This window comes from [Clostridium] aminophilum, from assembly GCF_900101295.1.
Classification (GTDB): Bacteria; Bacillota; Clostridia; order Lachnospirales; family Lachnospiraceae; genus Clostridium_R; species Clostridium_R aminophilum_A.
Genome location: NZ_FOIL01000019.1, coordinates 1 through 26,709, shown reverse-complemented (window position 1 = coordinate 26,709; position 26,709 = coordinate 1). Strand labels below are relative to the sequence as shown.

19 protein-coding genes are annotated in these 26,709 nt (G+C 52.2%); all 19 read right to left on the bottom strand.

The window, feature by feature from the left end:
• Nucleotides 1–120: 120 nt before the first annotated feature.
• Nucleotides 121–1,098, bottom strand: coding sequence for a DEAD/DEAH box helicase family protein (locus BMW41_RS06690; RefSeq protein WP_074649445.1), 978 nt, complete (start codon nucleotides 1,096–1,098; stop codon nucleotides 121–123).
• Between the two features lie 7 nt (nucleotides 1,099–1,105).
• On the bottom strand, nucleotides 1,106–1,543 hold the full coding sequence (locus BMW41_RS06685; RefSeq protein ID WP_074649423.1) for a DUF4869 domain-containing protein: 438 nt from the start codon (nucleotides 1,541–1,543) through the stop codon (nucleotides 1,106–1,108).
• A 72-nt stretch (nucleotides 1,544–1,615) separates the two neighbouring features.
• Nucleotides 1,616–1,810, bottom strand: coding sequence for a hypothetical protein (locus BMW41_RS06680; RefSeq protein WP_074649422.1), 195 nt, complete (start codon nucleotides 1,808–1,810; stop codon nucleotides 1,616–1,618).
• 369 nt (nucleotides 1,811–2,179) lie between these two features.
• Nucleotides 2,180–2,632, bottom strand: a complete 453-nt coding sequence (gene mscL / locus BMW41_RS06675) for a large conductance mechanosensitive channel protein MscL (RefSeq protein WP_074649421.1) — start codon at nucleotides 2,630–2,632, stop codon at nucleotides 2,180–2,182.
• Between the two features lie 312 nt (nucleotides 2,633–2,944).
• Nucleotides 2,945–4,753, bottom strand: a complete 1,809-nt coding sequence (gene aspS, locus BMW41_RS06670) for an aspartate--tRNA ligase (RefSeq protein ID WP_074649420.1) — start codon at nucleotides 4,751–4,753, stop codon at nucleotides 2,945–2,947.
• Nucleotides 4,754–4,960: 207 nt separating this feature from the next.
• Entirely contained in the window at nucleotides 4,961–6,223 is a 1,263-nt protein-coding gene (gene hisS / locus BMW41_RS06665) for a histidine--tRNA ligase (RefSeq protein WP_074649419.1), read from the bottom strand.
• Nucleotides 6,224–6,409: 186 nt separating this feature from the next.
• Entirely contained in the window at nucleotides 6,410–7,876 is a 1,467-nt protein-coding gene (gene hemZ / locus BMW41_RS06660; protein WP_074649418.1) for a coproporphyrinogen dehydrogenase HemZ, read from the bottom strand.
• A complete protein-coding gene (locus BMW41_RS06655) occupies nucleotides 7,873–8,547 on the bottom strand; it encodes an MBL fold metallo-hydrolase (RefSeq protein ID WP_074649417.1) in 675 nt (224 codons plus the stop codon). Before BMW41_RS06655 ends, hemZ begins: the two co-directional genes overlap by 4 nt.
• Before the next feature lie 264 nt (nucleotides 8,548–8,811).
• Complete coding sequence (locus BMW41_RS06650; protein ID WP_074649416.1) at nucleotides 8,812–11,130, bottom strand: RelA/SpoT family protein; 2,319 nt, start codon at nucleotides 11,128–11,130, stop codon at nucleotides 8,812–8,814.
• Nucleotides 11,131–11,354: 224 nt separating this feature from the next.
• On the bottom strand, nucleotides 11,355–11,879 hold the full coding sequence (locus BMW41_RS06645; RefSeq protein WP_074649415.1) for an adenine phosphoribosyltransferase: 525 nt from the start codon (nucleotides 11,877–11,879) through the stop codon (nucleotides 11,355–11,357).
• Nucleotides 11,866–14,490, bottom strand: coding sequence for a YfhO family protein (locus BMW41_RS06640; protein ID WP_074649414.1), 2,625 nt, complete (start codon nucleotides 14,488–14,490; stop codon nucleotides 11,866–11,868). The genes BMW41_RS06645 and BMW41_RS06640 overlap by 14 nt, the downstream gene beginning before the upstream one ends.
• A 155-nt stretch (nucleotides 14,491–14,645) precedes the next feature.
• On the bottom strand, nucleotides 14,646–16,490 hold the full coding sequence (locus BMW41_RS06635) for a YARHG domain-containing protein (RefSeq protein WP_074649413.1): 1,845 nt from the start codon (nucleotides 16,488–16,490) through the stop codon (nucleotides 14,646–14,648).
• Between the two features lie 22 nt (nucleotides 16,491–16,512).
• Nucleotides 16,513–18,588, bottom strand: coding sequence for a zinc ribbon domain-containing protein (locus BMW41_RS06630; RefSeq protein WP_074649412.1), 2,076 nt, complete (start codon nucleotides 18,586–18,588; stop codon nucleotides 16,513–16,515).
• A 75-nt stretch (nucleotides 18,589–18,663) separates the two neighbouring features.
• Nucleotides 18,664–19,452, bottom strand: coding sequence for an N-acetylmuramoyl-L-alanine amidase family protein (locus BMW41_RS06625; protein ID WP_074649411.1), 789 nt, complete (start codon nucleotides 19,450–19,452; stop codon nucleotides 18,664–18,666).
• Between the two features lie 247 nt (nucleotides 19,453–19,699).
• A complete protein-coding gene (locus tag BMW41_RS06620) occupies nucleotides 19,700–21,919 on the bottom strand; it encodes a Stk1 family PASTA domain-containing Ser/Thr kinase (protein WP_074649410.1) in 2,220 nt (739 codons plus the stop codon).
• Between the two features lie 5 nt (nucleotides 21,920–21,924).
• Nucleotides 21,925–24,684 carry a serine/threonine-protein kinase gene (locus tag BMW41_RS06615; RefSeq protein WP_074649409.1) on the bottom strand — a complete coding sequence of 920 codons (2,760 nt, stop codon included), beginning with the start codon at nucleotides 24,682–24,684 and terminating at the stop codon, nucleotides 21,925–21,927.
• A gap of 24 nt (nucleotides 24,685–24,708) precedes the next feature.
• Entirely contained in the window at nucleotides 24,709–25,464 is a 756-nt protein-coding gene (locus BMW41_RS06610; protein WP_074649444.1) for a PP2C family protein-serine/threonine phosphatase, read from the bottom strand.
• Nucleotides 25,465–25,483: 19 nt separating this feature from the next.
• Nucleotides 25,484–26,290 carry a PP2C family protein-serine/threonine phosphatase gene (locus BMW41_RS06605; RefSeq protein ID WP_074649408.1) on the bottom strand — a complete coding sequence of 269 codons (807 nt, stop codon included), beginning with the start codon at nucleotides 26,288–26,290 and terminating at the stop codon, nucleotides 25,484–25,486.
• An 8-nt stretch (nucleotides 26,291–26,298) separates the two neighbouring features.
• The coding region (locus BMW41_RS06600; RefSeq protein WP_074649407.1) for an FHA domain-containing protein at nucleotides 26,299–26,709 on the bottom strand (411 nt) is incomplete at its 5' end.

The window sequence follows — 26,709 nt, the reverse complement described above, 5'->3', positions numbered from 1 at the left end:
TAACAGAGGTCGTCCGCAAGCGCCATACACTTCACAGAAACTACATATGTGAATTGTCAATGTGCAAGTTCTACCTGATCGGAATCCTTTGCTTTTGTTATTGCCTGAAGTCCCCTCTGTTTACGCTCCGTTTCCGTCTATCCCTATCAGTGCCACGACCTGTTCCATGTTATTGCGAACTGTATAGAAACTGCTCATACCATTCTTGCTGTATCTATAATGCGTACCCTGTGTATTATGCACCAGATAATCCGTAAAAAACTGTTCCCAACTAAAGTGTTTAGATGACTCAATGTAATCGGAAGGGTTGTCAAGTATCTCCTTTAAATCGCTGGTCTGAACAAGTCCGGATTTCAGGATCAGCCATTCAAAGGATTCCGGCAGGCAGATCGTCATATCCGGATAATGTTCCTGCAGTGCCATAATACGGTTCATTTCGGCGCCGAATGCTGCGCCATCTGCAATGACAAATATTTTTTTATCCTTATTGGCCGTCAACCAAGAATAAATGGACGAATTTGATTTTGCGGAAACGCACCTGACGGAACTGCCGTCAAAATAGTGCTCATAAAACTCAAAGCCACTTTTGGAATCCTCTGTGATGAAATGGGAGAATTCGGTCTTCTTTCTTCGTCCGGCCTTCCGTGAATATCTGAAATTGGGCTGCTGCTTATACAACTTGCGGAAGGTATGGAGCTTGCCGGATGTATGGATCTCGTAGATCTCCTCCACGCTGTAGGGCAGATTATGCAGGTTTTCACGTGTGAAAATAACATAGTAATTATCGGTTTGCTTGATTGCATAGGCAAACTCCTGTTTTCCGACATAATCGGACTCCTCATCAATGAAAACGATACTGTCCCTTGTGTTTTCCAGCATATGCTGCCAGTCAGAATCCGGCCGGAGAGCAACACAGGGCTTGTCGCAGATAATCTGCACACTACTCTTGTCCTTAAGCCGTGCATACGCGGCAACCATATCGTAGAGAGTCGTTTTTCCGGTACCGCTGTTGCCCTGCACTATGGTAATGTTCCGAACCAGTTCAAAGCTGTACTTAACCCGGTTATCCGAGATTTTAACTATATGTTTTCCCTTCATACCGACCTCACACATACTCACCGGCAAGAAGGACCAATTCCTTCATGTTGGTGGCAATCTTTCCGTTATTTACAACTTTGACCTTAAATTTTCCGTTTCCAAAATCCATGATGTGACGCAGGTTAATGACTTTTTTCTTCTTTTCCGACATCTTCAGCAGCCATTTTGCGCAGTTATCCCCGCATTTGGAAGCATTGAAGATTTTATCGGAATCCTTATAAATCAGAATAAGCGTTTTCGCACCGCCGGATAATTGTGATGGAGAGATCGGCCCTAAGACCGGACTCTGAATCAGATTATCGTCAATCACCTCAGATTTATCTACGTCCCTGATCATTTCAACCGTCATAGGATCGGTGATCCACTTGTTCTTATAAGCATGCCGAAAATAGGTCGATGTGTCATAGATGGCCTCCGGCATCTCACCAAAATATATGTTTAACATTTTCGTCCCCCCACATGAAATATGCCTGCCGCCTGCTTCTTTCAATGCAAACGGCAGGCATAAATTAAAAGTTCAATCATTTTTTTCGATCTGCATATTGTCCAGTGCAAACTCTATGCTGAGCAGTAATATTTCATTTCGGGTCTTACCCGTTTCAGCCGCAACCGCATCGACAGCCGTCAGCATATCCTTAGGCAGTCTCATCGACGTAACAGATGTCGCGCCATTGTACTTATTCGGCCGAATCACAAGCCTTTTTTCAGTCAATGCTGTACCTCCTGTTCAAAACACAAAAGCATCTGTACTGTAGTCAATCGTAATACGTTTGTATTTTTTTATCAAGATTCATTCCTCAATGTCGTGAAATCGTTTTACGCCATCTTTCCACGATATTACTTTGAGACCTCTTCCATAGCCGAGCGCGCAAAGTCCGCAAGCGGACTTCGGCTTCCCCATACCCTCAGTCCTGAGGGAAGCCCCGCGGACTTTGCGCGCCGCCGCTGGGCACCGTAAGGTGACAGTTTCTTTACAGCGGCGTGCACATCCTCGAGGAGCATTTTATGTCATGAGAAATTTCGGAGACATTTCCTATGAAATAAGAAAAGAAGCCATCCGCAGACAGCTTCTTTCCAAAACTTATCCCTCGCTTGCCGGACGCATCTTCGGGATCTCCGATGTGCAGTGCGGACATCTGATTGCCTCCAAAGCGATCTCTGATTTGCAGAACGGGCAGATCTTCGTCGTCGGAGCGGCCGGCGCTTCCGGCTTTTTCGGCGTCGCCTTATCCACGATGCGGTTGACGGTCTTCACCAGCCAGAACACCACAAACGCCATGATCAGGAAATTGATCACTGCCGTGATGAATTTACCGTAACTGATGACTGCGTCTCCGGACAGCGGAAGAACGTACTGGTCAAAATTCGCTCCGCCGAAAAGTCCGAGGATCGGGGAAATAATGTCATCTGTCAGCGATTTGGTGATGTTGGAAAACGCACCGCCGATGATAACGCCGACTGCCATGTTCATGACATTTCCACGAGCCACAAATTCACCGAATTCCTTGATAAATCCCTTCTTTTCCTCAGCCATTACCTATCCTCCCTACTGTAAATATTGTTCATACAATTATTATATACCAAAAACCGTAGTCCGCAAGCAGACTTCGGTTTTCCCGTTTCTCAGAAATGAAGAGAAACCGCAGCAGACTTTCCCATAACAAAGTCAAAGAAAAACCAGAGAGACATTTTTTCAAAAATGCACTCTCCGGCTTGCTTTATCTATTGTTTATTCGTTCGGCCGATCGGACACGATCGCAGTCAATGAAACGCGACCGTATTCCGTCCAGCCAGGCGTGGATCTGCGTTCGGACGTTCCGCAGTTTCAGGGTATCCCGTACCGGGCTTACTCCGCGTCCTTCTCTGCCGTCTCTTCCTGCGGCTTAACGGCAATGCCAAGCTCATCGAGCTGCTTCACGTCAACCTCGGACGGAGCTTCCATCATCAAGCAGGAAGCATCCTTAACCTTCGGGAATGCGATGACATCGCGGATGGAATCCGCCTCTACCATCAGCATCACCAGACGGTCCAGACCGTAGGCAAGACCGGCGTGCGGCGGTACTCCGTACTTGAACGCATCGAGCAGGAAGCCGAACTGCTCCTGTGCCTTCTCCTTGGTGAATCCAAGAACTTCCAGCATCTTCTCCTGGATGTGTCCCTGATGGATACGGACAGAACCTCCGCCGATCTCATTTCCGTTCAGGGTGATATCATACGCCTTCGCACGGACTGCACCCGGATCGGTATCGATCTTGTCCAGGTCTTCCTCCATCGGCATGGTAAACGGATGATGCATCGCGACAAAGCGCTCTTCCTCGTCGGACCACTCCAGCAGCGGGAACTCGGTTACCCAAAGGAAACGATAGTCGTCTTTTCTGGTCAGTTCGAGCTGACGCGCCATCTCCAGACGGAGTGCGCCGAGCACCTGGAATACGATCTTGTTGCGGTCAGCCGCAAACAGAAGAAGGTCTCCGGCTTTCGCGCCCATGGCCTCGATCAGGGCCTTCTCGATCTCCGGTGTCAGGAACTTCGCAAAAGAAGACTTGGTTGTGCCGTCTTCCTTCAGTGCCAGCCATGCAAGACCCTTCGCGCCGTTGCCCTTTGCGAACTCTACGAGAGCGTCGATCTTCTTTCTCGGCATCTCGCCCTGACCCTCGACATTGATACCGCGAACACTGCCGCCGGCCTCCAGCGCGCTCTTAAACACCACAAATTCGGAGTCTTTTACAACATCGGAAACGTTCTTCAGTTCCATGCCGAAACGGATATCCGGTTTATCGGAGCCGAAACGCTCCATACACTCCTTCCAGGTCATTCTCTGGATCGGAGTCGGAATATCAATTCCCTTAACTTCCTTGAAGAGCTTCTTCAGGAATCTCTCGTTGACATCAATGACATCCTCTACATCCACAAAGGACAGCTCCATATCGACCTGTGTGAACTCCGGCTGACGGTCCGCGCGGAGATCCTCGTCACGGTAGCAGCGTGCGATCTGGAAGTAACGGTCATAGCCCGCTACCATCAGGAGCTGCTTTAAAAGCTGCGGAGACTGCGGAAGAGCATAGAAATTGCCCGGGTGCATACGGCTCGGAACCAGATAGTCTCTCGCGCCTTCCGGTGTGGACTTGATCAGCGTCGGGGTCTCCACCTCGAGGAAACCTTCCTCAGCGAAGAAGTTTCTCGCCACGTTCGCGATCTTGGAGCGGGTCATCAGATTTCTCTGGATATCCGGTCTTCTGAGGTCCAGATACCGGTATTTGAAGCGAAGATCCTCTCTTGTCTTGGAGTTCTCCTCGATCGGGAATGGCGGGGTCTCTGCCTCTGCAAGGATGCGAAGGGTCTTCGCCACGATCTCAATGTGTCCGGTCGGGATCTTGTCGTTCACTGCGGAACGTGCTCTTACCTCACCCTCAACGGCGATGACGTATTCCGCATGAAGTTTCCCCGCCTTCTCATAATACTCATTTCCGCAGTTTTCTTCCTCGAAAACGATCTGAAGAATACCGGAGCGGTCTCTGAGATCCGTGAAAATGATGCTTCCTTTATTTCTGCTTCTCTGAACCCAGCCCATAACGGTGACGTTTTCGCCGATATTTGCCTCACTCAGCTCGGTGCACCGATGTGTGCGATGCAGTCCGGCCATCGATTCTGCCATGATATGTTCCTCCTAAATCTTTATATACAATCGCGCGGATGACTCCGGCGCGATGCGCAAGCGAACACTCCGCATTCCGCGCTCCATGTTCTTATGTCCGGAAAACGTCTGCCCGCCAAAAACGCAGAGCCCTTTCCCGGGTCTTTCCATCCGAAAGCCGGGGCTGCCGCGATACCGTCGTCGCAAGTCCGTTTTCTGCCTTTTTCTTTACAGATCCTTCTTATAGAACTCGACAAACTCCCCAAATCCGTTCTCCACGAACTGATCCTTCTGGAATTTCTTGTTCTTTGCCATCATCGCAAGCGCTACCTTATGGCCCTTGCTGCGCTCTTCCTCAGCTGCCGCGATAACTTTGCGGAACTGAGCGGCGTCCAGTCCCTTCTCATACAGGAAGGCCTTGCTGACATTCTTCGCCGGAACCTTGAAGCCCTGATCCATCAGAATGGTGATGATGCGCTCGAATCCGATGGAAATGCCACATGCCGGGGTATCCTGACCGGTAAACTTTCCAACCAGCTGGTCGTAACGGCCGCCGCCGGATACGGATCCGCCGAAGCCCTCCATGGAAACCTCAAAAATAGTTCCGGTGTAATAACCCATACCGCGGACAAGTGTCGGATCGAACTCCAGATTGAAGTCCAGCGTGGTTACTGCCCTGGCAGTCTCCATGATCTCCGCCAGATTCTCCGCCTTTGCCGGATCCATGACAGAGGCAATCTGCTGTCCCAGTTCGCGGACACCGTCCGGTGTGTTTTTGATCGCGCCGAGAAGGCCGACATATTTGTCGACAGACTCCTGCGCGTAACCATTGTCCAGAAGTTCCTGCTTTACGCCGTCCAGACCGATCTTGTCCATCTTATCCAGTGTGATGAACACATCCATGGTCTTGTCTTCCGGGAAACCGCAGTAATCCGCCATTCCCTTGAGGATAGCACGGTCATTGACGCGAACCGTGAGCTTGTTGTCCGGGAGGATTCTCTTGAGCGTCTTTGTGATCGCGAGAATGGACTCGATCTCAACCTGATTGGATGCATCGCCTAAAACATCGATATCGCACTGTACGAACTGACGGAAACGTCCCTTCTGCGGACGGTCCGCACGCCATACACTTCCGACCTGCAGTGCCTTGAACGGCTGGGGAAGGGATGCGGCATTGTTGGAATAATATCTGCACAGCGGAAGGGTCAGGTCATAGCGAAGACCGGAATCCGCGATCTCGTCCCATTTGCTCTCATCCAGAGCACTCTGAAGCTTGTCGCCTCTCTTCATGATCTTGAAGATCAGCTTCTCGTTGTCTCCGCCCTGCTTACTGGTAAGGTTCTCAATATGTTCAACGCACGGCGTCTCGATGGTCGAGTAACCGTACTCGCGGTATGTATCTTTGATAATGCCCAGAACGTAGTCTCTGATCTCCATCTCTGCCGGCAGAATATCTTTCATGCCGGTCACCGGTTTCTTCTTTAAAGCCATGGTATCCTCCTTCGATTGCTCTCGGCGAAAAATTTCACAAATTTAAGTATAGCGGAATTGGCGCCATTTTCAAGTAAATGTTTCCCTTCGGGTTCGCTCTCCTGCGTCAGAATCCGATGGTTCTCCGTCCTTCGTTTCCTGCCGCAGGCTCTCCGCCCCTGCGGATTTTGCTCCTGTGTTTCCGGTTCAGTCACCGAGCATCCCGAAGAGCTGCTCTTTGCGCCCGATCATCTCATCCACGCGGTCGATATACTGCTGAACGTCCTTGCAGTTTTCCGCTCTCTCATGGCGGTTTTCGGCCGGAATCAGGAACTTGGTGGTCGTCCCCGCGCCGCAGGCCATGATCGTCTGCTTTTCTTCCATGATCAGAATATTGTAAAGGCACTCTTTTCCCGGCACCGCATACCCGACGTTCTCAAAATTCCCGGCCATGTTCTTCTGGCGATAGAGATAATACGGAACAAGTCCCATCTCTTTCGCCGTCTTCCGGGTCTCATCGATCATCTCGCCGGTGTTCGTAATCTTGTAATCCTTATACTGTTCCTTCATGGTATTGAGCCGGGCCGCCCTTTTGATCGCCAGCGAATGTACCGTGAGGCTGTCCGGCGCCAGTTCCCGGATTTTGGAGAGTGTCGTCTGCACCTGCTCCATATCCTCCCCCGGAAGACCGACGATGATATCCATGTTGATGTTGTCCATGCCGAGTTCCCGCGCGATGCGGAATTTCTCAATCACCTCGTCCACCGTGTGGTGGCGGCCGATGAGCTTCAGCGTCTCCTGATTCATGGTCTGCGGGTTGATGGAAATGCGGGTGATCCCGTGTTTTTTCAGCACGCGGAGTTTCTCTGCCGTGATGGAATCCGGCCGTCCCGCTTCCACCGTGAACTCCTGCACCCGGTCCATGGGAAATGTATTCTTCACTTCCGTGATCAGCCGGTCCAGATGCTCCGCATCCAGCGAGGTCGGCGTACCGCCGCCGAAATAAACGGTTTCCAGCGGTCTCCCCTTCATCTTTTCCGCCACATAGTGAAGTTCTTTGAACAGCGCCTCAAAATAGCTGTCCAGCTTCTTCTGCCAGACGCCGATGGGGAAGGACGTAAAGGAACAATAAAGGCAGGTGGTAGGACAGAAGGGGATGCCCACGTAGAGGCTGTATCCGTTCTCATAATCCAGCGTGGAGAGAAGTTTCTTCTCCCTCGCCGCCACGTCGATGGCAAGTTCCGTCTTCTCCTCCCCGGTGAAATACACCGTGTGCATGTATTCCCGGATCTCATCCTCCGTCTTTCCCTCTTCCAGCATGGTCAGGGCAATCTTGGTCGGACGGATTCCGGTGAGGGTTCCCCATGGAAGTTCCGTTCCGGTAATTGCCCGAAGAATCCGGTAGAGCCGGCGCTTGATCTCATTTTTCGCCAGTTTCCGCACGGAACGGTCCACCGCAAATTCTGCATTCTCCGTCCGCACCGCTTCTCCCGCGGCCCGTTCGGTCACTTCCAGAAGAAAGGTTCCGTCTTCTTTCTGCGTTCCCCGGGCTGTAATACGGGATACCGCTGCATCCTTCTCCTTATGGGAGAAATCTTCTCCCGGAAAAAATGCCATCAGAAGCTCGCGGATGTCCTGTTCAAAGGAATTGTCATTTAAAAGGATGGTGATCATATATCTGTCTCCCAGCTCGCGTATTTCGCGAGCACATTGTAAATCTTTTCATATCCGATCTGTGTCTCATTCATGTGACCCGGATACGCAGTCACATCATCCGGAAGCCGGAAAAGGATCTGGCATACGGAATGCGCAATCTGCTGCATGCTTCCGGTGGGCATGTCCGTGCGTCCGCAGGAACGGTAAAAGAGGGTGTCTCCGCAGAAGAGAACCTTTTCCGCCTCTTCATAATAACAGCAGCTTCCCTCCGTGTGTCCCGGCGTGTGAAGGACCTTCAGCCTGAGGCCCGCCAGTTCCAGCACATCGCCGTCTTTTACCCACACATCGGCGGAAAAACTCGTTCCGTGACCCGGTCCGAAGACATAGAGATCGCCGGAAAGATTTTTCGCCGGATCCGCCAGAACCTCTCTCTCTCTGTCGCAGGCATAGACCTTTGCATTCAGCGCTTTCCGGACTTCCTCCAGCGCGCCGGTGTGGTCGTAATGGCCGTGAGTCAGAAGAATCGCCTCGATCTTCAGGTTTTTCTTAGCAACCTCGCGAAGAATCCGTTCCGCTTCCGCGCCCGGATCGATCAGAATGCCCGGAATCTGCCCGTTTCCCGGCTTGAAGCCGGACACCAGATAGCAGTTCGTTTCAATGTTGCCGACACAGATGGTCTGAATATACATATTTTGTCCTCCAGGCTCAGGCAGACAAGCTTGCTTGTCTATTTGAGCCGTCAATCAAAGTTTGAAAGCTTACTTTCAAACTTTTGTCCTCCAGGCTCAGGCACGGACCAGATGATTCTGAATCCGTATCCGAGCCGCCCGTCGAAGTTTAAAAGCTTTCCTGCAAACCTCTGCCTTTTGTCGTGACACAGGAATGCCCGGCCCGGATGCCCACGGAAGACAGCCGGAACCGGGCCAAAATCATATCATGTTTCGTCTCGTTCATCAGCCGGCGCTCCGGACAATGTCGAGAACGCCTTCGATCTGGCGGAGCTTTTCCGCGATCGATGCCAGTTCTTCTTTGCTGTGGATGTCGAAGGAGCAGATGATCGTCGCCTTTCCCTGCTTGTTTACCTTGACATTCATGCTCTGGATGTCGATATTGCGCTCGCTGAATACCTTGGAGATATCGACGAACATACCGACTCGGTTGTTGGCGTAGATGCGGATCTCGGTGGTGTATTTCTCGGTGCCGTTCGTGTCCTCCGGTGCCTGCCACTCAGCATCCGTCATTCGCTCCCGCTCATCTTCCGGAAGACTCAGGATGTTGATGCAGTCACTCCGGTGAATCGTGATTCCGCGGCCTCTGGTGACAAATCCCTTGATCTCGTCCCCCGGAACCGGATTACAGCATTTTGCGAAACGCACGGACAGATCGCCGAGACCTTTGACGATGATTCCGGTCTTCGCCTTGCTTCTTCTGACCGGCGTGATCGGAATCTTGTTGCCGTCCGCCTGGATCGTATCCAGAATCGTCTCGTCGGTGATATTCTTGCGCTCGATGGCCTTCTTGGCCTCGACCATCTTGTTGATGACCTGACCTTCCTTGATTCCTCCGTGGCCGACGGAAGCCAGAACCGATTCCCAGTCGCGGTAGGAATAGCGCTGGAGCACTTTTTCCTGATATTCCGGCTTGTTGATCGAACCGATCTCGATTCCCTTGGATTTACAGTAATGATCCAGAAGTTCGCGTCCCCGCTGGATATTGTCCTCACGAAGTTCAGACTTGAACCACTGGTTGATCTTGTTTCTCGCCTGCGTGCTCCGCACGAAGTTCATCCAGTCGCGGCTCGGTCCCTTCGAATTCTGTGACGTGACAACTTCGATGCGGTCGCCGTTCTGAATCACATAGTTGATCGGAACCTGCTGCCCGTTGACGCGGGCGCCCACCATCTTATTGCCGACCGCACTGTGGATCGAATACGCGAAATCGATGGGGGTCGACCCCTTCGGGAGATTCTTGACATCTCCGGTGGGAGTGAAACAATATACGCTGTCCTGGAACAGGTCAAGATCGCTCTTGAGCATGTTCATGAACTCGTGGTTGTCGGACATATCCTGCTGCCACTCCAGAATCTGGCGCAGCCAGGACAGTTTTGCCTCCGTGTTGTCGATGTTGTTCTTCTCGAGGCTTCCGCCGCTCTCCTTGTATTTCCAGTGCGCCGCGATACCGTATTCGGCGGTGCGGTGCATCTCATACGTGCGGATCTGGATCTCGAAGGGCTGGCCCGTCCGGCTGATCAGCGTCGTATGAAGCGACTGGTACATATTCGGTTTCGGCATTGCGATATAATCTTTGAAACGGCCCGGGATCGGCTTGTACATCTCATGGATGACGCCCAGTGCCGCATAACAGTCTTTCACATTGTCCACCAGAATGCGGATCGCGAACAGATCGTAGATCTGGTCCAGCGTCTTGTTCTGGTTGACCATCTTTTTGTAAATGCTGAAGAAATGCTTTACGCGGCCGGTAACCTTGCAGCTGATCTCCTGCTTTTTCATCTCCTCGGAGACTTCGTGCATGATCGCATTGATGAAACTCTCTCTGCTTCCCTTGCGGCTTGCAACCTTCTCTTCCAGCTCTTTGTATTTTTCCGGTTCCAGATATCGGAGCGAGAGATCGTCGAGTTCTGTCTTGATCCGGCTGATACCGAGACGGTCGGCGATGGGCGCATAGATGTCCATGGTTTCTCTGGCCTTCTCCTGCTGCTTCGCCGGCGTCATGTACTGGAGCGTTCTCATGTTGTGGAGACGGTCGGCCAGCTTGATCAGAATGACGCGGATATCCTTCGCCATCGCGAGGAACATTTTCCTCAGGTTCTCCGCCTGAATATCGAGTTTATCCTTGTGCCAGGAGATCTGGGTCAGCTTGGTGACGCCGTCCACCAGTTCCGCAACCTCCACGCCGAACTCTTCCTTCACCTGATCGTAGGTCATGGACGTATCTTCCACAACATCATGCAGAATGCCGGCGGTCAGCGTCTCCTTATCAAGCTCGAGATCCGCCAGAATGATCGCCACACAGAGCGGATGAATAATGTAGGGTTCTCCGGATTTTCGTTTCTGATCCTTATGATTCTCAAAGGCGATGCGATACGCCTTCTCGATCATGCTGAGATCGTCCGACGGATGATATCTCCGGATCGCAGCGATCAGCTGTCTGTAAAGAATCTCCGGACTTGTGAAATCGGAAGGATGCTCGATCTTCTGTTCCGCCTTTGCAGGCGTCATTTCCACTTTCGTGGTCTGTTCGGTATTCTCCATGCAAAGCACCTCCTGTCCTCAAGTCCTGTGTCGTCCGGTAACGGTTCGTTTCCTGCAGATTTCGCCCGTGATCTCGTCAGCCGCCGACTCATTCTGACATCATCATCATCGGCAGACTGACCGCAAAAGTTTAAAGCATTGTAATGTTACTATTATAAATAATACCAGCCAAAAATGCAATATGCCGGGGAACTGCTCCCCGGCATACCGAACGGTTTTCTGCGTTATTTACCCGGATAGGTAATGAGCGCATCCACCTCTGTATCTTCGTTTTTCTTTCTTCCCTCAAGGCCGGCCAGTTCCATGACAAAGCACATCTTCACTACCTCGCCGCCCATTTTTCTCACCAGCTTTTTGATCGCTTCCACGGTTCCGCCCGTCGCCAGCAGATCATCCACGATGACAACCTTCTGTCCCGGCATAATGGCGTCCGCATGCATCTCCTGCTCCGCGCTTCCGTACTCCAGATCATAGGTGACTGACACGGTCTTCCACGGAAGTTTACCCTTCTTTCTCACCGGAACGAAACCCTTGTGCATCTTATATGCGACCGGAACGCCGAAGATAAATCCTCTCGACTCCGGGCCCACCACGATATCAAAATCAACATCCTTCAGCATGTCGCAGAGTCCGTCCACCGACATCTGCAGTCCGTCCGGATCTTTGATAAGCGTCGTGATATCACGGAAAATGATGCCCGGTTCCGGAAAATCCGGAATATTTCTGACGTACTCTTCAAGCTTCTTCATCAATATGTTCTCCTTTTAACTCTAACTCCTCAGAGTGATGATATTCCGCTGGTATCTGCGCGGCTCTCCTGTCTCTCCTTCGACCGAAAACAGCCAGCAGTATCATCAGCAGCACCGCCGCGCCGCTGATTGCCGCCCCCGGGATCAGTCCCTGCGGCATATACCGGAGTTCAATCCTATGTGTGCCCGGATCAAGCTTCACTTTACTTAACGACCCAAAAGCCTCATCTATTATACTCTTTTTTCCGTCAACAGTCACGCTCCAACCTTTATCATACGGAATGGAGAGAAAAAGATCTCCTCCCTTCGCCGTCGTGACGGTTCCCGAGAGAAAACTGTCCTTCCACTCCGAAACGTTCAGCTGTTCTTTTCCCAGCACTGATGTGACCTGCTTCAGCGCGTCAAAATCATACCGGTAGACTGTTCCGCGCGGTTCCTCATTGACCGGGGAGGTGGATTCCAGCGAGACATACTGTCCCGCATTCACATATCCTACCGGAATCAGGTAGTCCCGCTGCAGGTCCTCATAGGTCTGGGTCCGTCCGTTCACAGTCAGCTTCGCTTTTTTGACGGAGCGGTTGCTCAGACGGATATAATACACCCCGGACTCATCCGCCGTAAAGGACAACATTCCGGATTTTTCCTGCGAGATCACGCTGTTCATCAGATCGTCAAATCCAAGGAGCTCCGCCAGATGGTTCTGCACCTCCGGGGCAATGGAGCCGCTCAGCTTCCAATCTTTCTCAAGGCCTTCCGGAAGCATAAACCCGACAGAGAGAACATCCGGATTTTCGTACAGGTACATCCCGGCGGATTCCTGAATAAAATGAAGATTCGGGTCATTCTGTTCTCTATTATATAAGGTATACCGGATCGAAAACAGACTGTTCACCAGCGGAGTCACACCCTGTGTGCTGTAAGCATTGACCGATCCTTCACAGCCGAGTTTGGAGAACAGCGAGGTCATATTGGCATCCGTCATGGATGAAAACAGCGACGGGGACGGAAAATTCATCCATGCGCCGTCATTTTTCGTGCGGTAATCCCTCTTGTCAATGCGGTAGAAACCGACATCGGTCGGCCGTTCCCCGGTCAGCATCCGGATTCCTGCATTGTCCGCCGTGTAGGATGCCCGGCTTGTGGTCGGCACGCTGGTGATCATCGTGTTCGCCAGATTCTCTCCGAACGCTGCCAGGATGAGAAGCACTGCCATGGTCTCCGCCGAAAATCTTCTTTTTCTGTACAGAAACATGAGCAGCGCGTACAGGCCGAGAAGTCCTATGGCAGCATAGAACACTGGAAATTTAAACGCGTCATCCGTCACCGTCTTCTCCGCCAGCAGTACAAACCCGATTGCGCCGGCAAGAAACATGCCGATCCGCCGTTCGCTCAGCTCATCCAGATTCTGGTAGACACGGCAGCACATCGTCAGAAGAAGCGCAATATAGATAAAGGACTGGCGGCACGGAAGACTGTTCGGATAATGCAGTCCGTGCCAGATAAAGTTCAGTATATTGATGGAGAAGCTGGCATAAAAGAAGATCAGAAGTGCTCCATTGACCAGTTTCTGCTTCCGATCGATCCGACGGCTCACAAAATACATCGGCACCATCAGGAACACGGCGGTACCGCAGAAAACATTCGGCCAGTGATCCAGTCCCGTCTCCACCGTGACGCCGCACATATGGCGGGCGATCATATCAAATATCGGGAAATACGTCTCCCAGGTTTTCGGGAAATCCATATCTGCCGACGCCGTGCGCCGGAGCGCCGCGATCTCCGGAAGAAGCATCACCGCCGCCAGTGCACCGGCCAGAAGAGAATAGAAGGCAAACCGGCCTACCGATGCCCAGAATTTCTTCCACGGGCAGGCTCCCCGAAGAATCAGAAGACAGCCAAAGTACACGATCATAAACAGGCAGATCATGATGGAAATATAGTAATTCGAAAGGATCGAGAATCCCAGCGCTATGCCATAAAAAAGCCCCTTTCCCTCAAACACAAGGCGCTCCAGTCCGAGAAGAATCAGCGGAAACATCAGAATGCAGTCGAGCCACATGATATTCCAGCTGTATGCCGCCTGATATCCCGACAGGGCGTAGAACACGCCGAAGATTCCGGCGCCGAACATCGGCGCCCCCAGATGATGGTTCAGATAATAGGTGAAGGTCACGCCGGAAAGGGCAATCTTCAGCACGATCAGGGCCGTGATAAACTCGATCAGATGTGCCTTTGGAATCAGCGCGACGATCCAGTTGACCGGGCTCGCGAGATAATACGCGTAGAGGGCGCTGAAATTGACGCCCATGCCGATGTCCCAGCTGTAGAGAAGACTTCCTCCGTGCTGGAGCTTATACTGCAGTTCGGAAAAGAACGGCGCATACTGATGATACAGATCCGTGCGCAGAAACTGATTGTCGCCGAAGGGCCAGATTCTGCGGTTCACGAAGGTGACCAGCATCACCAGCACCGGCAGAAAGAAAGCGACGAAATATCCTTCCTCCGCTTCCATTCCCGGGATGATGAAGATCTCTCTCAGCCAGCGGCCAATTCCGACGCGCCGCTGGATCTGTTTCCGGCTTTTCGTGTCCCCGTACCGATTCTCCGTCATAGCTTCCTCCCTGCTGTTTTCGATACCATTGATCGTTTTATCGTTCCAAATGCTGTTCTTCCGCTCATTTGGACAAATGCTTTGTTATTATATCACAAAAAGGAGAGGTATCATACCTCTCCCCTTTGCGGCGTCAGCGTTCCACTACCGCCATATTACATATTTGCATTGGCGATCGCCGATTTTATGAACTCGATATTCTGATCCCGGACTGCCGACTGCGGGTATGTCTCAACCTGTGACAATGCCTTCTTCAGGACGGCTTTTGTCAGCGCCACATCGTATGTGACCAGCGGGACCGTTGCAGCGTTCGGGAAGATCATCTCATTCTCCGTGATCTGTTTTTCCCTCGCGATGATCTGGTTGCAGTTTGCGCTCTCCAGTTTTGAGAGCGGAGACGGATTCAGGCGCTCATAATCTGCCGGCGAGTATTTTGTATCGATCTGCAGATACCAGCTCTTCGAGAGGAACCACTGATTCAGCAGGATATCCTTAAACATGCGGCCATGGCGGGCAAAGATCTCATTTCGCGCGATCCGGAGCTCCGCCAGGCTGAGACCGTTCAGGTCCGCTGCCGTGATCGCTCTGCTGCTGGAGTCCGGAATGATCTGGTCCTTATCGATGCCAAAGTTCCTGTCGATCGCGGTCTGTGTCACCGGAGCATACTCTCTTGTCACGGTTCCGATATATCCCGAATCATCTTTTGCCGTAAGGGAGATCTTTCGCACGGCTGCGGTATCGGATTCATCCGGTGCCTGATAGGTAAAGACATAATCGTTCTGCTGTTCCGTGTAGATACGGTCGTAAATATTTCGAAGTTCCGTCTCGAGGTCGCGATCCGAGGCGGAATAATACTCTCCCGAACACCGATGTGCGAGATCCGCGAGGGCGCCGCCGTCAATGCTGTCTCCGATGCCGATCAGATATACCGGGATACCGGTGCTCTGCGACAGACTGATCACATCATTCACCGTGTAATTGCTGGCATTCTCCATCCCGTCCGTAAACCCGATCACGCACTTTGCGCCGTCCCCGGCATAATAGGTGTCAAAAATGCCGGCGTACAAGGCATCCATAAGGGCTGTGGTTCCCCTTGTCGTGATAGCACTGATCGCCGCCCGTCCGCCTTCCAGGTCGGTCGAATACGGATAATTCTGATACACATTATCGTCGAAGGAAATGATCTCGACGGAATTTCCCTGACGGATATTGTTCAGGAACGTGGAAGCCGCAGCCTTCGCCTGCTCCATTCTTCCACCGTCCATGCTGGAGCTGCGGTCAAGCACAAGATCGATGTAAGCCTTATCCGAATTCAGCACCTGATAGACCTCCTGCAAGTCGACCGGCTTGGACGTCCCGTCTGCCTGGATTTCCTCGACGCGGAATTGTTCCGCGCTCAGCTCCCGGACCGTTTCTCCGCTGCTGTCTGTGATATTGGCATAGAATTTTACAATAGGAAATGCTGAGTTCTCGATCTGCCGAATCTGAATGCTCAACTGCTGCGGTTCCCCGACAGGAGCTTTCGTTTCGGCGATACTCCCGGTTTCCGTTTCACTCTCCGCAGAGGCCGTTTCCGACCTGTTCTCCTCTTCCACCGTCGGCTCTTGCTCCGAAGGTCTGCCAACAATGTGGAAATATGCCATAACTCCAACGATTCCCGCAACCACCAGAGCGATCAGGATCCCCAGAATAATTGGAAGGATCCTTCTTTTTCGGAGAGTTTCCGATTCAATGAATTCTCCGGTCCCCGATTCGTTTTCCGGTGCATCGCCCGGAAACTCCGACATATCATCCGGATCCTCCCGCGCGCCGTCCGGCTTCACCCGCATGCCGTCCGGATCCTTCAACGTGTCTTCCGGTCTCTCCGGACGTTCGCCGGGATCCCCCTCCGAAACCGGATCCATTTCCACAGGCGCTTCACTTTCCGTCACCGGAGAACCACACTCTGTGCAGAATCTTGCCCCCTTCGGAAGCGGGTGCCCACAATTCGTACAAAACATTACGATCGTCTCTCCATTTCAATCAGCGATACCATACTGCAGAAACATCATCATCAATCTTTTCGAGCTTTTTGCCGTCAAAAATTCCGAGGGAGCCATACCAATGTTTGGTATTGTAGTCATACAGAACCGCGATCTTTTTGCCGTCCAGCGCGACTTCATCTCCCACATCGTCCGCGACCTTCACGCCCTTTTTCCCATCCAGCCAGTATAGCGTGTAAAGTCCTGTGCTGGAGCTGCGGTCTCCACGGAAGAATACTTCCGAGTTCTTCGTGTTGCCCTGAGCGCAAATCAGTCCGTCACAATCCGACTGAATGAAAGTTCCGTCGCGATACAGATCTCCCATTCCCTGATTGTTGGCGTCCTTCAGATAGAATACGGATCCCTCACAGGCCGTCACATTCCAGACATCCTGGTCGAGCTTTGCAAGTCCGCCCTTATCAAGGTTCAGAGAGAAAAGATCATTCTGGTTTTCATCTGAATTATATGCGGACAGATATGCGGTTCCGGACTTGCGATCCCAGTAAACAGAAGCGCCGTCCGCCGAATATGCGCCCGAGCCTTCCGAAGACAGGTCGACAACGGACTTCTTGTTCTTATAGATCATATTCAGTTTTGACTGATTGTAGATCTTCGCACGCAGATCGTCCAGATTTCCGGATCGCGTGCTGGAATCCTTCGACCAGACATCCGACAGCGCTGTCTTTGTCACGCCGTCCTGCTCCAGCATGGTAAACATGATCAGACTGTTTTCTTCCCCGCTGTCACTGTTCAGAAGCGCTCTGAAATATCCCTGGGCCAGTTCCTGATTCGTGCCATCCGAAGCATAGGCAATCAGTTTCACATCGTTAAAGCCCGGCTTGTCTTTCTTCAGCTGCTCACGGAAATCATCCCGGTCGATCTTTTTCTGGTATTCCTCATACTTTGTACGGTACTCCGGCGAAACATCCGTCGTCGTATGCGTTCCCCACCAGTCCGTGACCGTCTTCGTGATCTCGTAATCCACCCGTCTCGGCTCTTTCATGTCCGCATCGCCCGGATAGTCATCATCGACAAAATCCCACAGGGAAATGTCGCCGCCGTTGTCTTTCTCCGCGATGGCCCACAGTTTCCCGTCAGCAGTATAGGTCGTCGGCACATCCAAAAGATCTGATGCCAGTTTTTCCTTATCGCTCAGATTCCGGTTCACATATAACGCGTACGTTGTTCTTCCGGATTCCAGTGTGCCATTCTCTTTCGTATACATGATCGTTTTCAGATCATCGGTGGATCCGCAGATCGCTGCCACATCCGAATCCAGTTTCTCCTTCTTCGGCTCCTTGTATAAGGACGTCACGCTATAGAGCATTCCATCCTGATTTTGGACAAGAACGCTCTCCTTGTCCCTTGAGATCTTGAAAACGCGGTCCACATCCGACATGATCTTGTTCTTGTTTCCCTTTACATCATTGATGTAGAGGGCATGATCCCTGACGTAGAGCACGGAATTGCCGTTCATGGCATAAAATGTGGTCACGTCCGAATCGATTTTTTCACTGTCTCCGCCGTTTTTCGGCATATAGCGCAGCTGATAGGAACCGTTGCTGATCCTCTCCGGGAAAAACACATATTTCCCGTCTCCACTGGTCTCCGGTTCGGTAACGGCATTCCCCATTCCGTCCGCATCCGCTTTATCTTCAAAATATTTGGAGGTAAGAGACAGCGGCTTTTTCTGCTGACGGAAAAGTTCATTATCCTTTAAATAGTAGACCTGTTTCTCTTCTCTGCTGCCATCAAGGAATGTCCGGATCCCGAAAAATGCGCCGCCGGCGACCACTGCCGCGGCTACGGTTGCGGCAACCGGAATAAGCGGAAATTTCTTCTTTTTTCGATCCGGAGAAACGGGGCCTGTTCCGGCCGAAGCCGCGCTGTCTGCCGGAGCCGCGCTGTCCGCCGGAGCCACGTTGTCTGCCGGAACCGCGCTGTCCGCCGGAGCCACCGTGTTTTCATTCCCTTTTTCTTCAAGCGCTTCCGCTGCATCGTCCTCCAGCCGTTCACCGCAATACGGGCAGGCCGTCACGCCATCCGGAACCTTTTCACCACAATTTGAACAAAACATTTTTCCCTCGCCTTACATCAGTCAACTATGTTTACAGTTTAGATCTGTCTCCGCGCCAGACGGATCGGATCACTCTCAGTCTTCCCACTGGCTGTTCCAGGTATCCAACATTTCCTCGTAATAGCTCTGATCCGGAACATAAGTCCAATTATATGAATCGAACACTTCCTGAATAAAGTCATTGATCTCCGCTGTCGACACATCCATCTGCGTTAACTTTCTGCGTGCTTCATCCTCAAACTGTCTGCGGGTAAGCCGACCGCTGTTCAGATCGTCCTCCAATTTGTATTTCACCTCATCAACCTGATCTTCGTTGGAAGCCACGGTCATCCATTTTTTGTAATCCTTATTGTAAACAGATGTGACTCCGTTCGAATCAAAGGAGAAATACACTCCGTTGATCTTCATTTTTTTGTCCTTGATGATCTGACCGCCATCCAGTGTTCTGTAATGAAGTCCGTTCACCTCAATCACGCCGGTCTGCATTTTTCCCTCATCATTGAAGTAATAGGTGTAGTTGCCCACGTCCTGAAAACCGGTCGTCATCTCTCCGGAATACTCATTTAAATAATAATATACATTTCCGTCCTGATACCATCCCGTCCGCATCGCTCCGGTCTCATCGAACGAATATGTATGCCCCTTAAAGTTCTGCCATCCCGTCAGCATATATCCGGATGCGTCAAACAGATACTTTTTCCCATCGATCTCACAGATCTCATCCGCCGGGTAAGAGCCGTTATCTTTCAGATACCAGTATCTTCCGTCTACTTCCTGCTGCCAGCTTGCCGCCATCGCAGGGACCCCTGCTGCGCAGCTCAAAACCAGTGAAGTCAACACCATCAACGCTGTTTTTCTTTTCATTTCATTTTCCTCCCGCATATTATTCACATATTAAGTTGCCTGATCATTAAATGGATTTAACTCTTGAACAAAGTCCGCAAGCGGACTTCGGCTCCCCCATCTCCTCACTCCTGATGGGACCTTGACGGACATTGCGTGCCGCCGCTGGTCACCGTAAGGTGACATTTTTCCTTGCAGCGGCGTGCGCATCCTCGCGGAGCGTTTTTGTGTTATAGGAATTTCGGAGAAATTTCCTATAACACAGAGCTCAGCCGCCCATCAGTTTTGCAAATGCATCATCCGAAACCGCCGCCTCAGCGCCGCCTTTGTTTTGCTGTTTTGCGGTTTGTTGCTGCGCCGCCTGTTGCTGTGCTGCCTGTTGCTGCGCTGCTTTCTGCTGCGCTGCCTGTTGTTGCGCTGCTTTCTGCTGCGCCGCCTGTTGCTGCGCTGCCTGCTGCTGCGCTGCTTTCTGTTGCGCCGCCTGTTGCTGCGCCGCCTGCTGCTGCGCTGCTTTCTGTTGCGCCGCCTGTTGCTGCGCCGCCTGCTGCTGCGCTGCCTGCTGCTGCGCCGCCTGACTCTGCGCCGCCTGGCGCTGCTCCGTTGCCGCAACATTGGCAAGAGTGCCGCCGCTGACCGTAAGATGAACTACGGATCCCTTTTCAAGCTCGGTGTCAGCAACCGGATCCTGCACCATAACAAGTCCCTTTGCCACCGATTCGCTGGAGATCTCTGTGATCTCAACCGTAAGTCCTGCGTCTTCCAGAAGCTGTCTTGCCGCGCTCTGCTCTGTCAGTTCAACTGACGGAACTTTCGTTCTCTCCCGTCCGTCACTGACAACGAGTCTTACCACGTCATAATAATCGATCGTCGCATTGGCCGCCGGCTCCTGCCGAATGACCGCGCCTCTCGGAACGGTATCACTGTATTCCAGTCCGCTTCGCTCGATATAATAGTGATCCTGCTGAGCCTGCTGACCGGCTTCATCAAGAAAACGTCCGGTGAAATCCCCGACCGTTCCCTGGCCTTTCAGGCTGACATCCTGATATCCTCCGGACAGGGTCACCGAAATCTCCGAGCCGGTGTCGACCATGGATCCGGCTTCCAGACTCTGTCCCATCACGATGCCCGGTTTGAAATAAGAGTATTCTTCGCTGAAGCTGGCGATCAGATCGGCAGCTCCGAGGGCCGAAAGCGCGTCATCTTTCGGAATACCCGTCACATCCGGCACGTTTGTCGGCTGGATACCGGCGGAAACGACCACGTCCACCGTTCCTTCCGCCGGAACTTCCTCTCCGCTGCCGACGTTCTGTTCAATAATGCGATTTCTCAGGATCTCATTGGAGTATTTCTTTGACACTACATTGATTCGGATGCCGGTGTCCTTCGCCATCGCTTCCGCCGCGGAAAGGTCGATATTGACAAAATTCGGAACGCGGACGGCAGACGACGCCGGGTTACTGAATCGGGCAATATCCCTGATCCCCGCTCCGCTTGCGACATAGGCAGCGCCTCCCAGCGCGATCGCAATGGCTCCCGCAACGGCGCATTTTTGCCACAACGGCATTTTTCCGATGTCTTCCTTTTTCTTCTCTTCTGCCCGGCGCTTTACCTCCTCCGCGCAGATCTCATTGCGGAACATTTCTGCCGTCGGAGTCCGGTTCTCCGGAAAGACGTTCAGCGCATTCATTACGGCATTGCTCAGGCTCTCCCTGACCCCGACCGCTTTTTTGGACAGCGGAACCAGCGTATCAGCGGTCATTCGCTCCATCGAATCCGGCGGGATCTCTCCGGTAACCATGTGGTAGAATACGGCAGCAGCCGCATAGACATCCGTCCATGTCCCCTGATTGCCGTGGCTCTGATACTGTTCCACCGGTGTATATCCGCTCTTGACCTGAACGGTCAGACTTCGGCTTTTCTGCGTCACCGCATATCTGGACGCGCCGAAATCAAAAAGCTTTACCTCACCGGATGACAGCAAAAAGATATTATCCGGCGCGATGTCACGGTGCAGCAGTCCCTGGGCATGGACCTTTTCCAATCCGTTCAGCACCGGGATCAGGATCTGAATGGCTTCCTGAACCGGGATCCGGTGAACCCGGTTCATTCTCTCCCGGAGCGTCTCGCCGATCAGAAGTTCCATGACAATGTACGCTGTGTTGTTTTCCTCAAAATAATCGAAAATATGCACAACTTCCTGTTCTGAACGAAGGTTTGCCAGTTTTTCCGATTCTTCGATGAATTTTTCTCTGCCGGCCCGGAACTGTTCTCCCGCCTCACCGTCATAGATGATAACTTCTTTTGTTCCAGGCACTCTGGTAGCCGTTTCTCCCTGGAGATATTCCTTGATGGCCACCTTCTGCTGAAGCTTCTCATCGATAACGGAATAGGTGATCCCAAAGCCGCCCATTCCAAGAACTTCCTCGATCCGATAGCGATCGTGAAGGATCGTCCCTCTCACCAGATGATAGTTTTCTGTCTCATTCATAATACTTATCCGTTCTCTTCACTGCCTTTGTTCTGTTCTTCCGGAGCGCCCTCTGTCTGTGCCTGCTGAGTTTCCGGAGCGTCGCCTTCTGTCTCTGCCTGCTGCGCTTCCGGGGCGCTCTCCTCTGCCTGCTGAGCCTCCGGGGCATCGCCTTCTGTCTCTGCCTGCTGTTCTTCCGGAGTGTTCGCCGTCCCCGCCAGATACGTCAGGTCATCTTCTTTCTTCAGTTCTGCAAAGATCGCTTCTTTTCGAGCCTCCAGCGATGTCGGATCCACCACTTCCGCAGAATCGATCCCGTCGGAGATCGCCCTGATCTCCGCATTGACCCTGAAATAGTTCTCCAGCGATGTTTTGTTCAGCGGCATGGAACTGCGATTCTCGATAAACATCACATCCTGCGCCGCGCTTCCGAGAAGGTAATATACCACTCGCACGCCCGCATCCCGTTTCTCTTTGGATGAACTTCCATTTACACTGAGAAAATGGTCAAATACTACCGCCTGATGGTCCGGCGGATTGACGGTGTATGCTCCCGGCATCACATTCTGTATTTCCGAATACTCCCCAATATCGCCGATCGCAAATGCCGACTTTTTCTCGCAGAAATCTTCCACTGAGTTACGGTAAGGAGATGTATCTCCTTCGCGGATCATCAATGGATTCGCATACACCGCCAATTCACGGAATCCAATGGGAAGCTGGCGATGATCGGAATACATTTTTTCGTATTCGTCAAAGAACCGGTAGCTCGCGTGGTCCAGAAGGCTGAGGGCAGGACTGAGATCTTCAAATCCGGCCGTCTGCTGCGCCGGGATGCCGTCGCTGATAAAAACATCCGGCGCATCTTCCGCATCCAGACTGTGAAGCACCTTCGTTTCATATTCTTCTTCCGGAATGCAGGTGATCTCAATATCGACATGGGAATAATCCGTCCGGAACTGCCCCAAAGCATTCTCCCACGTCCGTCTTGTCATTTCTTCGTCTGTCCCCGCCGGTTCCGGGACCCAAAGATTTACCTTAACGTCGCCCAGTTCCACCGACTTCCGCTGCGAACTGTAATAGTACCATGCGCCGGATCCGATCAGCGCGGCAGCCGCAAAGCCGGCTGCCAGGATCGCTGCGCGCTTTTTCTTTCTCTTTTTGATCTCTTTTTCTAATGCAAGAACCTTTTCCTGATTGTTCAGCGCCTTTCGGAATTCCGTCATGGAGCGGAATCTCAGATCTTCCCGTAGCGCCATTCCTTTCAGAATGACCCTGTTCAGGTAATCCGGGATATCCGGATCGATATCCACCGGCGTGACGAGATCATCTTTTTTCAGTCGATCGGTTGATTCTACGGGTTCCACGCCGGTCACGACCCAGTACAGAGACGCGCACAGCGCATAGACATCGGTCCACGGTCCCTGATGTCCTTTCTTATGGTACTGCTCCGGCGGAGCAAGACCGATCTTCACGACCACGGTCTTATCCGATTCGTCAATATTGCTCGAGAATCGGGCCGCGCCCAGATCCATCAGCCGAATGCTGCCGTCATTACAGAGATAGATATTGTCCGGACTGAGATCCCGATGGATCATGTTTTTCTGATGCATCGCATCGACCGCGTCGGAAATGAAACTGAAGATCCTCACGGCTTCCTGATACGGGATCTTCCCTCCCCTGGTCTTGACATACTCTTCCAGCGTTGTTCCCTGCAAAAGTTCCATCGTCATGTAGGCTGTATCATTTTCCTCAAAGTAATCATACACATGAACGATATTCGGGTGATGATTGAACTTTGCGGTATTCAGAGCCTCTTCCCGGAATCGCTCCATTCCCTTTTCAAAGTTCATTTTTCCTTTTCCGGAATATCGGATCACATTCTTGGTTCCCGGGATCCGGTTTGCGGATCCGGACGGGAAATATTCCTTAATGGCGATCGCTGTTTTCAGTTCCGTGTCCCACGCCTTATAGGAAATGCCGAAACCGCCAAAACCCAGAACCGTTCCAACAATGTAGCGGTTGCTGAGGACATGGCCCGGCGCCAGATGAAATGCAACTCTCGGCGGAGTATTTCTGCGGAATCCACAATCCGGACAACACTTCATGTCATCTTCCATTGTGTTCTTCATGCAGTTCAGGCATAACTTCGGAGCATGTATTCTGACAAAATCCTGCTCGTTCTGTGACAGACTGACCTGGATATTAAAGTCTCCTTTTTTCTTCGCCGTCTGCGCGCCATCCGTCTTTTCCCCGTCACCGAGGAACACCGTCTTATGGCTGCGGCCATCCGGAGCAACTTCATCTCCGAGGAATACCGTCTTGTGGCTGCGACCCTCTACTGCCTTCGGGGCTTCCTCCTCCCCGAGAAACACCGTCTTGTGGCTGCGGCCCTCTGCTTCCTTCGGGGCTTCCTCCTCCCCGAGGAACACCGTCTTGTGGCTGCGGCTTTCTGCTGCCTCCGGGGCTTCCTCCTCTCCGAGAAATACCGTCTTGTGGCTGCGGCTCTCTGCTGCCTTCGGGGCTTCCTCCTCCCCGAGGAATACCGTCTTGTGGCTGCGGCTCTCTGCTGCCTTCGGGGCTTCCTCCTCCCCGAGGAATACCGTCTTGTGGCTGCGGCTCTCTGCTGCCTTCGGGGCTTCCTCCTCCCCGAGGAATACCGTCTTCCGTGCGTCGTCAGATCGTCCCGCTGCGCTCACACTGTTTTCACCGGCTCTGCAATATGGGCAAAAGGCATATCGATCCCCATCATAAATGTGATTTTGATCACATTTCACCATCTTCATAGTTCTGCAAATCCCCCTAAAACCTTAAAAAAGAAACGATTTCTTCTTTTTTCCTATCCACGCGGCAGCCGCGGTATAATTGTCCATTCCTTCGCTGCCGTTCCTACGGATGATCTCGCGCATCAGGGCAAGCCACTGTTCCGGAGAATCCGCTTTTTTCAGACACGAGGACATTTCTTTCTCATCGATCAGTTCCCACCAGCCATCACTGCACAGGAGAACGGCATAAAACGCTCCGTCTGTCTGTCTGGTTTCCACATCACAGTACCGGGTCCCTTCCTTCCACGGACTGCCCACCACTCGGAGCACGCGATTGCGGTCTTCATGATGGCGGATCTCCGATTCCCGGATCATCCCTGCATTGACCAGAGATTGGGGAACACTGTGGTCAAGGGTTCTCGATTCATAACGGCAGTTCCGAAAAATATATGCCCGTGAATCCCCGATATGTCCTCTCACGATCTCTCCATCCCGGATCAACGCGCAGGTCAGGGTGGTTTTCATTTGAGATTCCGCATTCTGAGCCTTCTGTTCCTGCAGAACCTTCTCCTGAGATCGCTCAAACCATGTTCGAATATCACTGTCCGGATCTTTTTTCCAGCATTCTTTCACTGTTTCAACGGCAAGAGCCGAGGCAACCTCTCCCTTCCCGTGCCCCCCCAGTCCATCTGCCAGGACCAGCAGCGCCGAGTGATCGTCCTGAAGAGCGTCCGCGCAGTCTTCATTGTGATCCCGGCCTCCGACATCCGTCAGGACAGCGCATCTGATCTCATTTTTCATAATATTCTCCCGATCTTGATCATTCATCGTTCTCCGGTTCGAGCGTCACGGTCGTTCTGCGTTCCATGCCGCATTTCTGCAACAGAATGCCGGTCAGATTATCGTCTGCTTCCTTACTCTTGATATCATCCTTAACCGCTGTCATCTTCTGTTGCGCGGATCCTTCGCCGGCCAGGGTCTGAAAATCCCGCGCCGTCATAAACTCATAAAAGCCGTCGGAGCATAATAAAAACCGGTCCGAAGCGGCCGCCATGCCGCGATAAGTATCGATCTGCATCTTTCCGATGCCCAACGCATTGACCAGCGTATGCCGAAGCGATTCGTCCGCTTCGTTCTCCGGCGTGAGCGTTCCTTCCATCCGTTTCTTCTCATAAAGGGTATGGTCCCGGGTGATCTGTTCCCATCCATCCGGCGTCACGCGATAGATCCTGGAATCCCCAATATGCTTGCACAGATACGAATCCCGAAAGAAAAACATCGCGCTGAGCGTTGTGCCGCCCCGTTCACCGATCTGCTCAAAAAAAGCATGCAGTGTTGAATCGGTCTCCCGAATGGCCTCGTCAAGAGACTGCTCCAGCTGTTCCATATCAAAAGCGTTCTGCTTCCATGCTTCTGCCACTTTTGTCTTCCACCATGTTTCAAGCACTGCCACGCAGGTACAGCTGGCCTCCTCACCGTGAGACATGCCACCCATGCCATCCGCCACGGCCAGAAAACAAAATTCTTCGTCTCCGGCCGCTCCTGTCCGGATCAGGTGGCTGTCCTGGTTATCCGCCCGAACATTTCCGCAGTCGGTTATGCCAAAAATGTCATACGTTTTCTTCATTCTCCAAATTACCCGATCCGAAATACAAAGTTCAGTTTTCCAAGCGTGATGACATCGCCGTCCACGATCTTTTTCATTTCCTCCGGTTCCAGACGGATCCCGTTGACCATCGTATGATTGGTTGAATTCAGATCCTTGACATAAAACGATGCATCCATATATTCGATCTTTGCATGCTCATAGGAAATGTAATCCACCGGAACCAGCAGATCTCCGGATTCTCTTCCGATCACAAACGGATTCGAGTCGATCGAATAGGGAACATTTTTCAAAACCAGAGAAGCCGGCGGCATCTTTTCTTCTCCATCCACCGAAACGATCTGGGGAGCCTTCTCTTCGCCGAGATCTACCTGAACCGCGGTTTTCCGGCGTTCCTCTTCTTTCCGGCGCGCAAGCTCCTCCGCCTCCGCTTTCCGGCG

Bases quoted from the DNA above. Each gene is read 5' to 3' on its own strand.
- hemZ (WP_074649418.1), bottom strand. From the start codon at position 7,876: ATGATCACCATCCTTTTAAATGACAATTCCTTTGAACAGGACATCCGC.
- hisS (WP_074649419.1), bottom strand. From the start codon at position 6,223: ATGGCTTTAAAGAAGAAACCGGTGACCGGCATGAAAGATATTCTGCCG.
- BMW41_RS06640 (WP_074649414.1), bottom strand. From the start codon at position 14,490: ATGACGGAGAATCGGTACGGGGACACGAAAAGCCGGAAACAGATCCAG.
- mscL (WP_074649421.1), bottom strand. From the start codon at position 2,632: ATGGCTGAGGAAAAGAAGGGATTTATCAAGGAATTCGGTGAATTTGTG.
- BMW41_RS06620 (WP_074649410.1), bottom strand. From the start codon at position 21,919: ATGAATGAGACAGAAAACTATCATCTGGTGAGAGGGACGATCCTTCAC.
- BMW41_RS06685 (WP_074649423.1), bottom strand. From the start codon at position 1,543: ATGTTAAACATATATTTTGGTGAGATGCCGGAGGCCATCTATGACACA.
- BMW41_RS06615 (WP_074649409.1), bottom strand. From the start codon at position 24,684: ATGAAGATGGTGAAATGTGATCAAAATCACATTTATGATGGGGATCGA.
- BMW41_RS06630 (WP_074649412.1), bottom strand. From the start codon at position 18,588: ATGTTTTGTTCAAATTGTGGTGAAAAGGTTCCGGATGGCGTGACGGCC.
- BMW41_RS06605 (WP_074649408.1), bottom strand. From the start codon at position 26,290: ATGAAGAAAACGTATGACATTTTTGGCATAACCGACTGCGGAAATGTT.
- BMW41_RS06625 (WP_074649411.1), bottom strand. From the start codon at position 19,452: ATGAAAAGAAAAACAGCGTTGATGGTGTTGACTTCACTGGTTTTGAGC.
- BMW41_RS06655 (WP_074649417.1), bottom strand. From the start codon at position 8,547: ATGTATATTCAGACCATCTGTGTCGGCAACATTGAAACGAACTGCTAT.
- BMW41_RS06610 (WP_074649444.1), bottom strand. From the start codon at position 25,464: ATGAAAAATGAGATCAGATGCGCTGTCCTGACGGATGTCGGAGGCCGG.
- BMW41_RS06635 (WP_074649413.1), bottom strand. From the start codon at position 16,490: ATGTTTTGTACGAATTGTGGGCACCCGCTTCCGAAGGGGGCAAGATTC.
- aspS (WP_074649420.1), bottom strand. From the start codon at position 4,753: ATGGCAGAATCGATGGCCGGACTGCATCGCACACATCGGTGCACCGAG.
- BMW41_RS06645 (WP_074649415.1), bottom strand. From the start codon at position 11,879: ATGAAGAAGCTTGAAGAGTACGTCAGAAATATTCCGGATTTTCCGGAA.
- BMW41_RS06650 (WP_074649416.1), bottom strand. From the start codon at position 11,130: ATGGAGAATACCGAACAGACCACGAAAGTGGAAATGACGCCTGCAAAG.
- BMW41_RS06690 (WP_074649445.1), bottom strand. From the start codon at position 1,098: ATGAAGGGAAAACATATAGTTAAAATCTCGGATAACCGGGTTAAGTAC.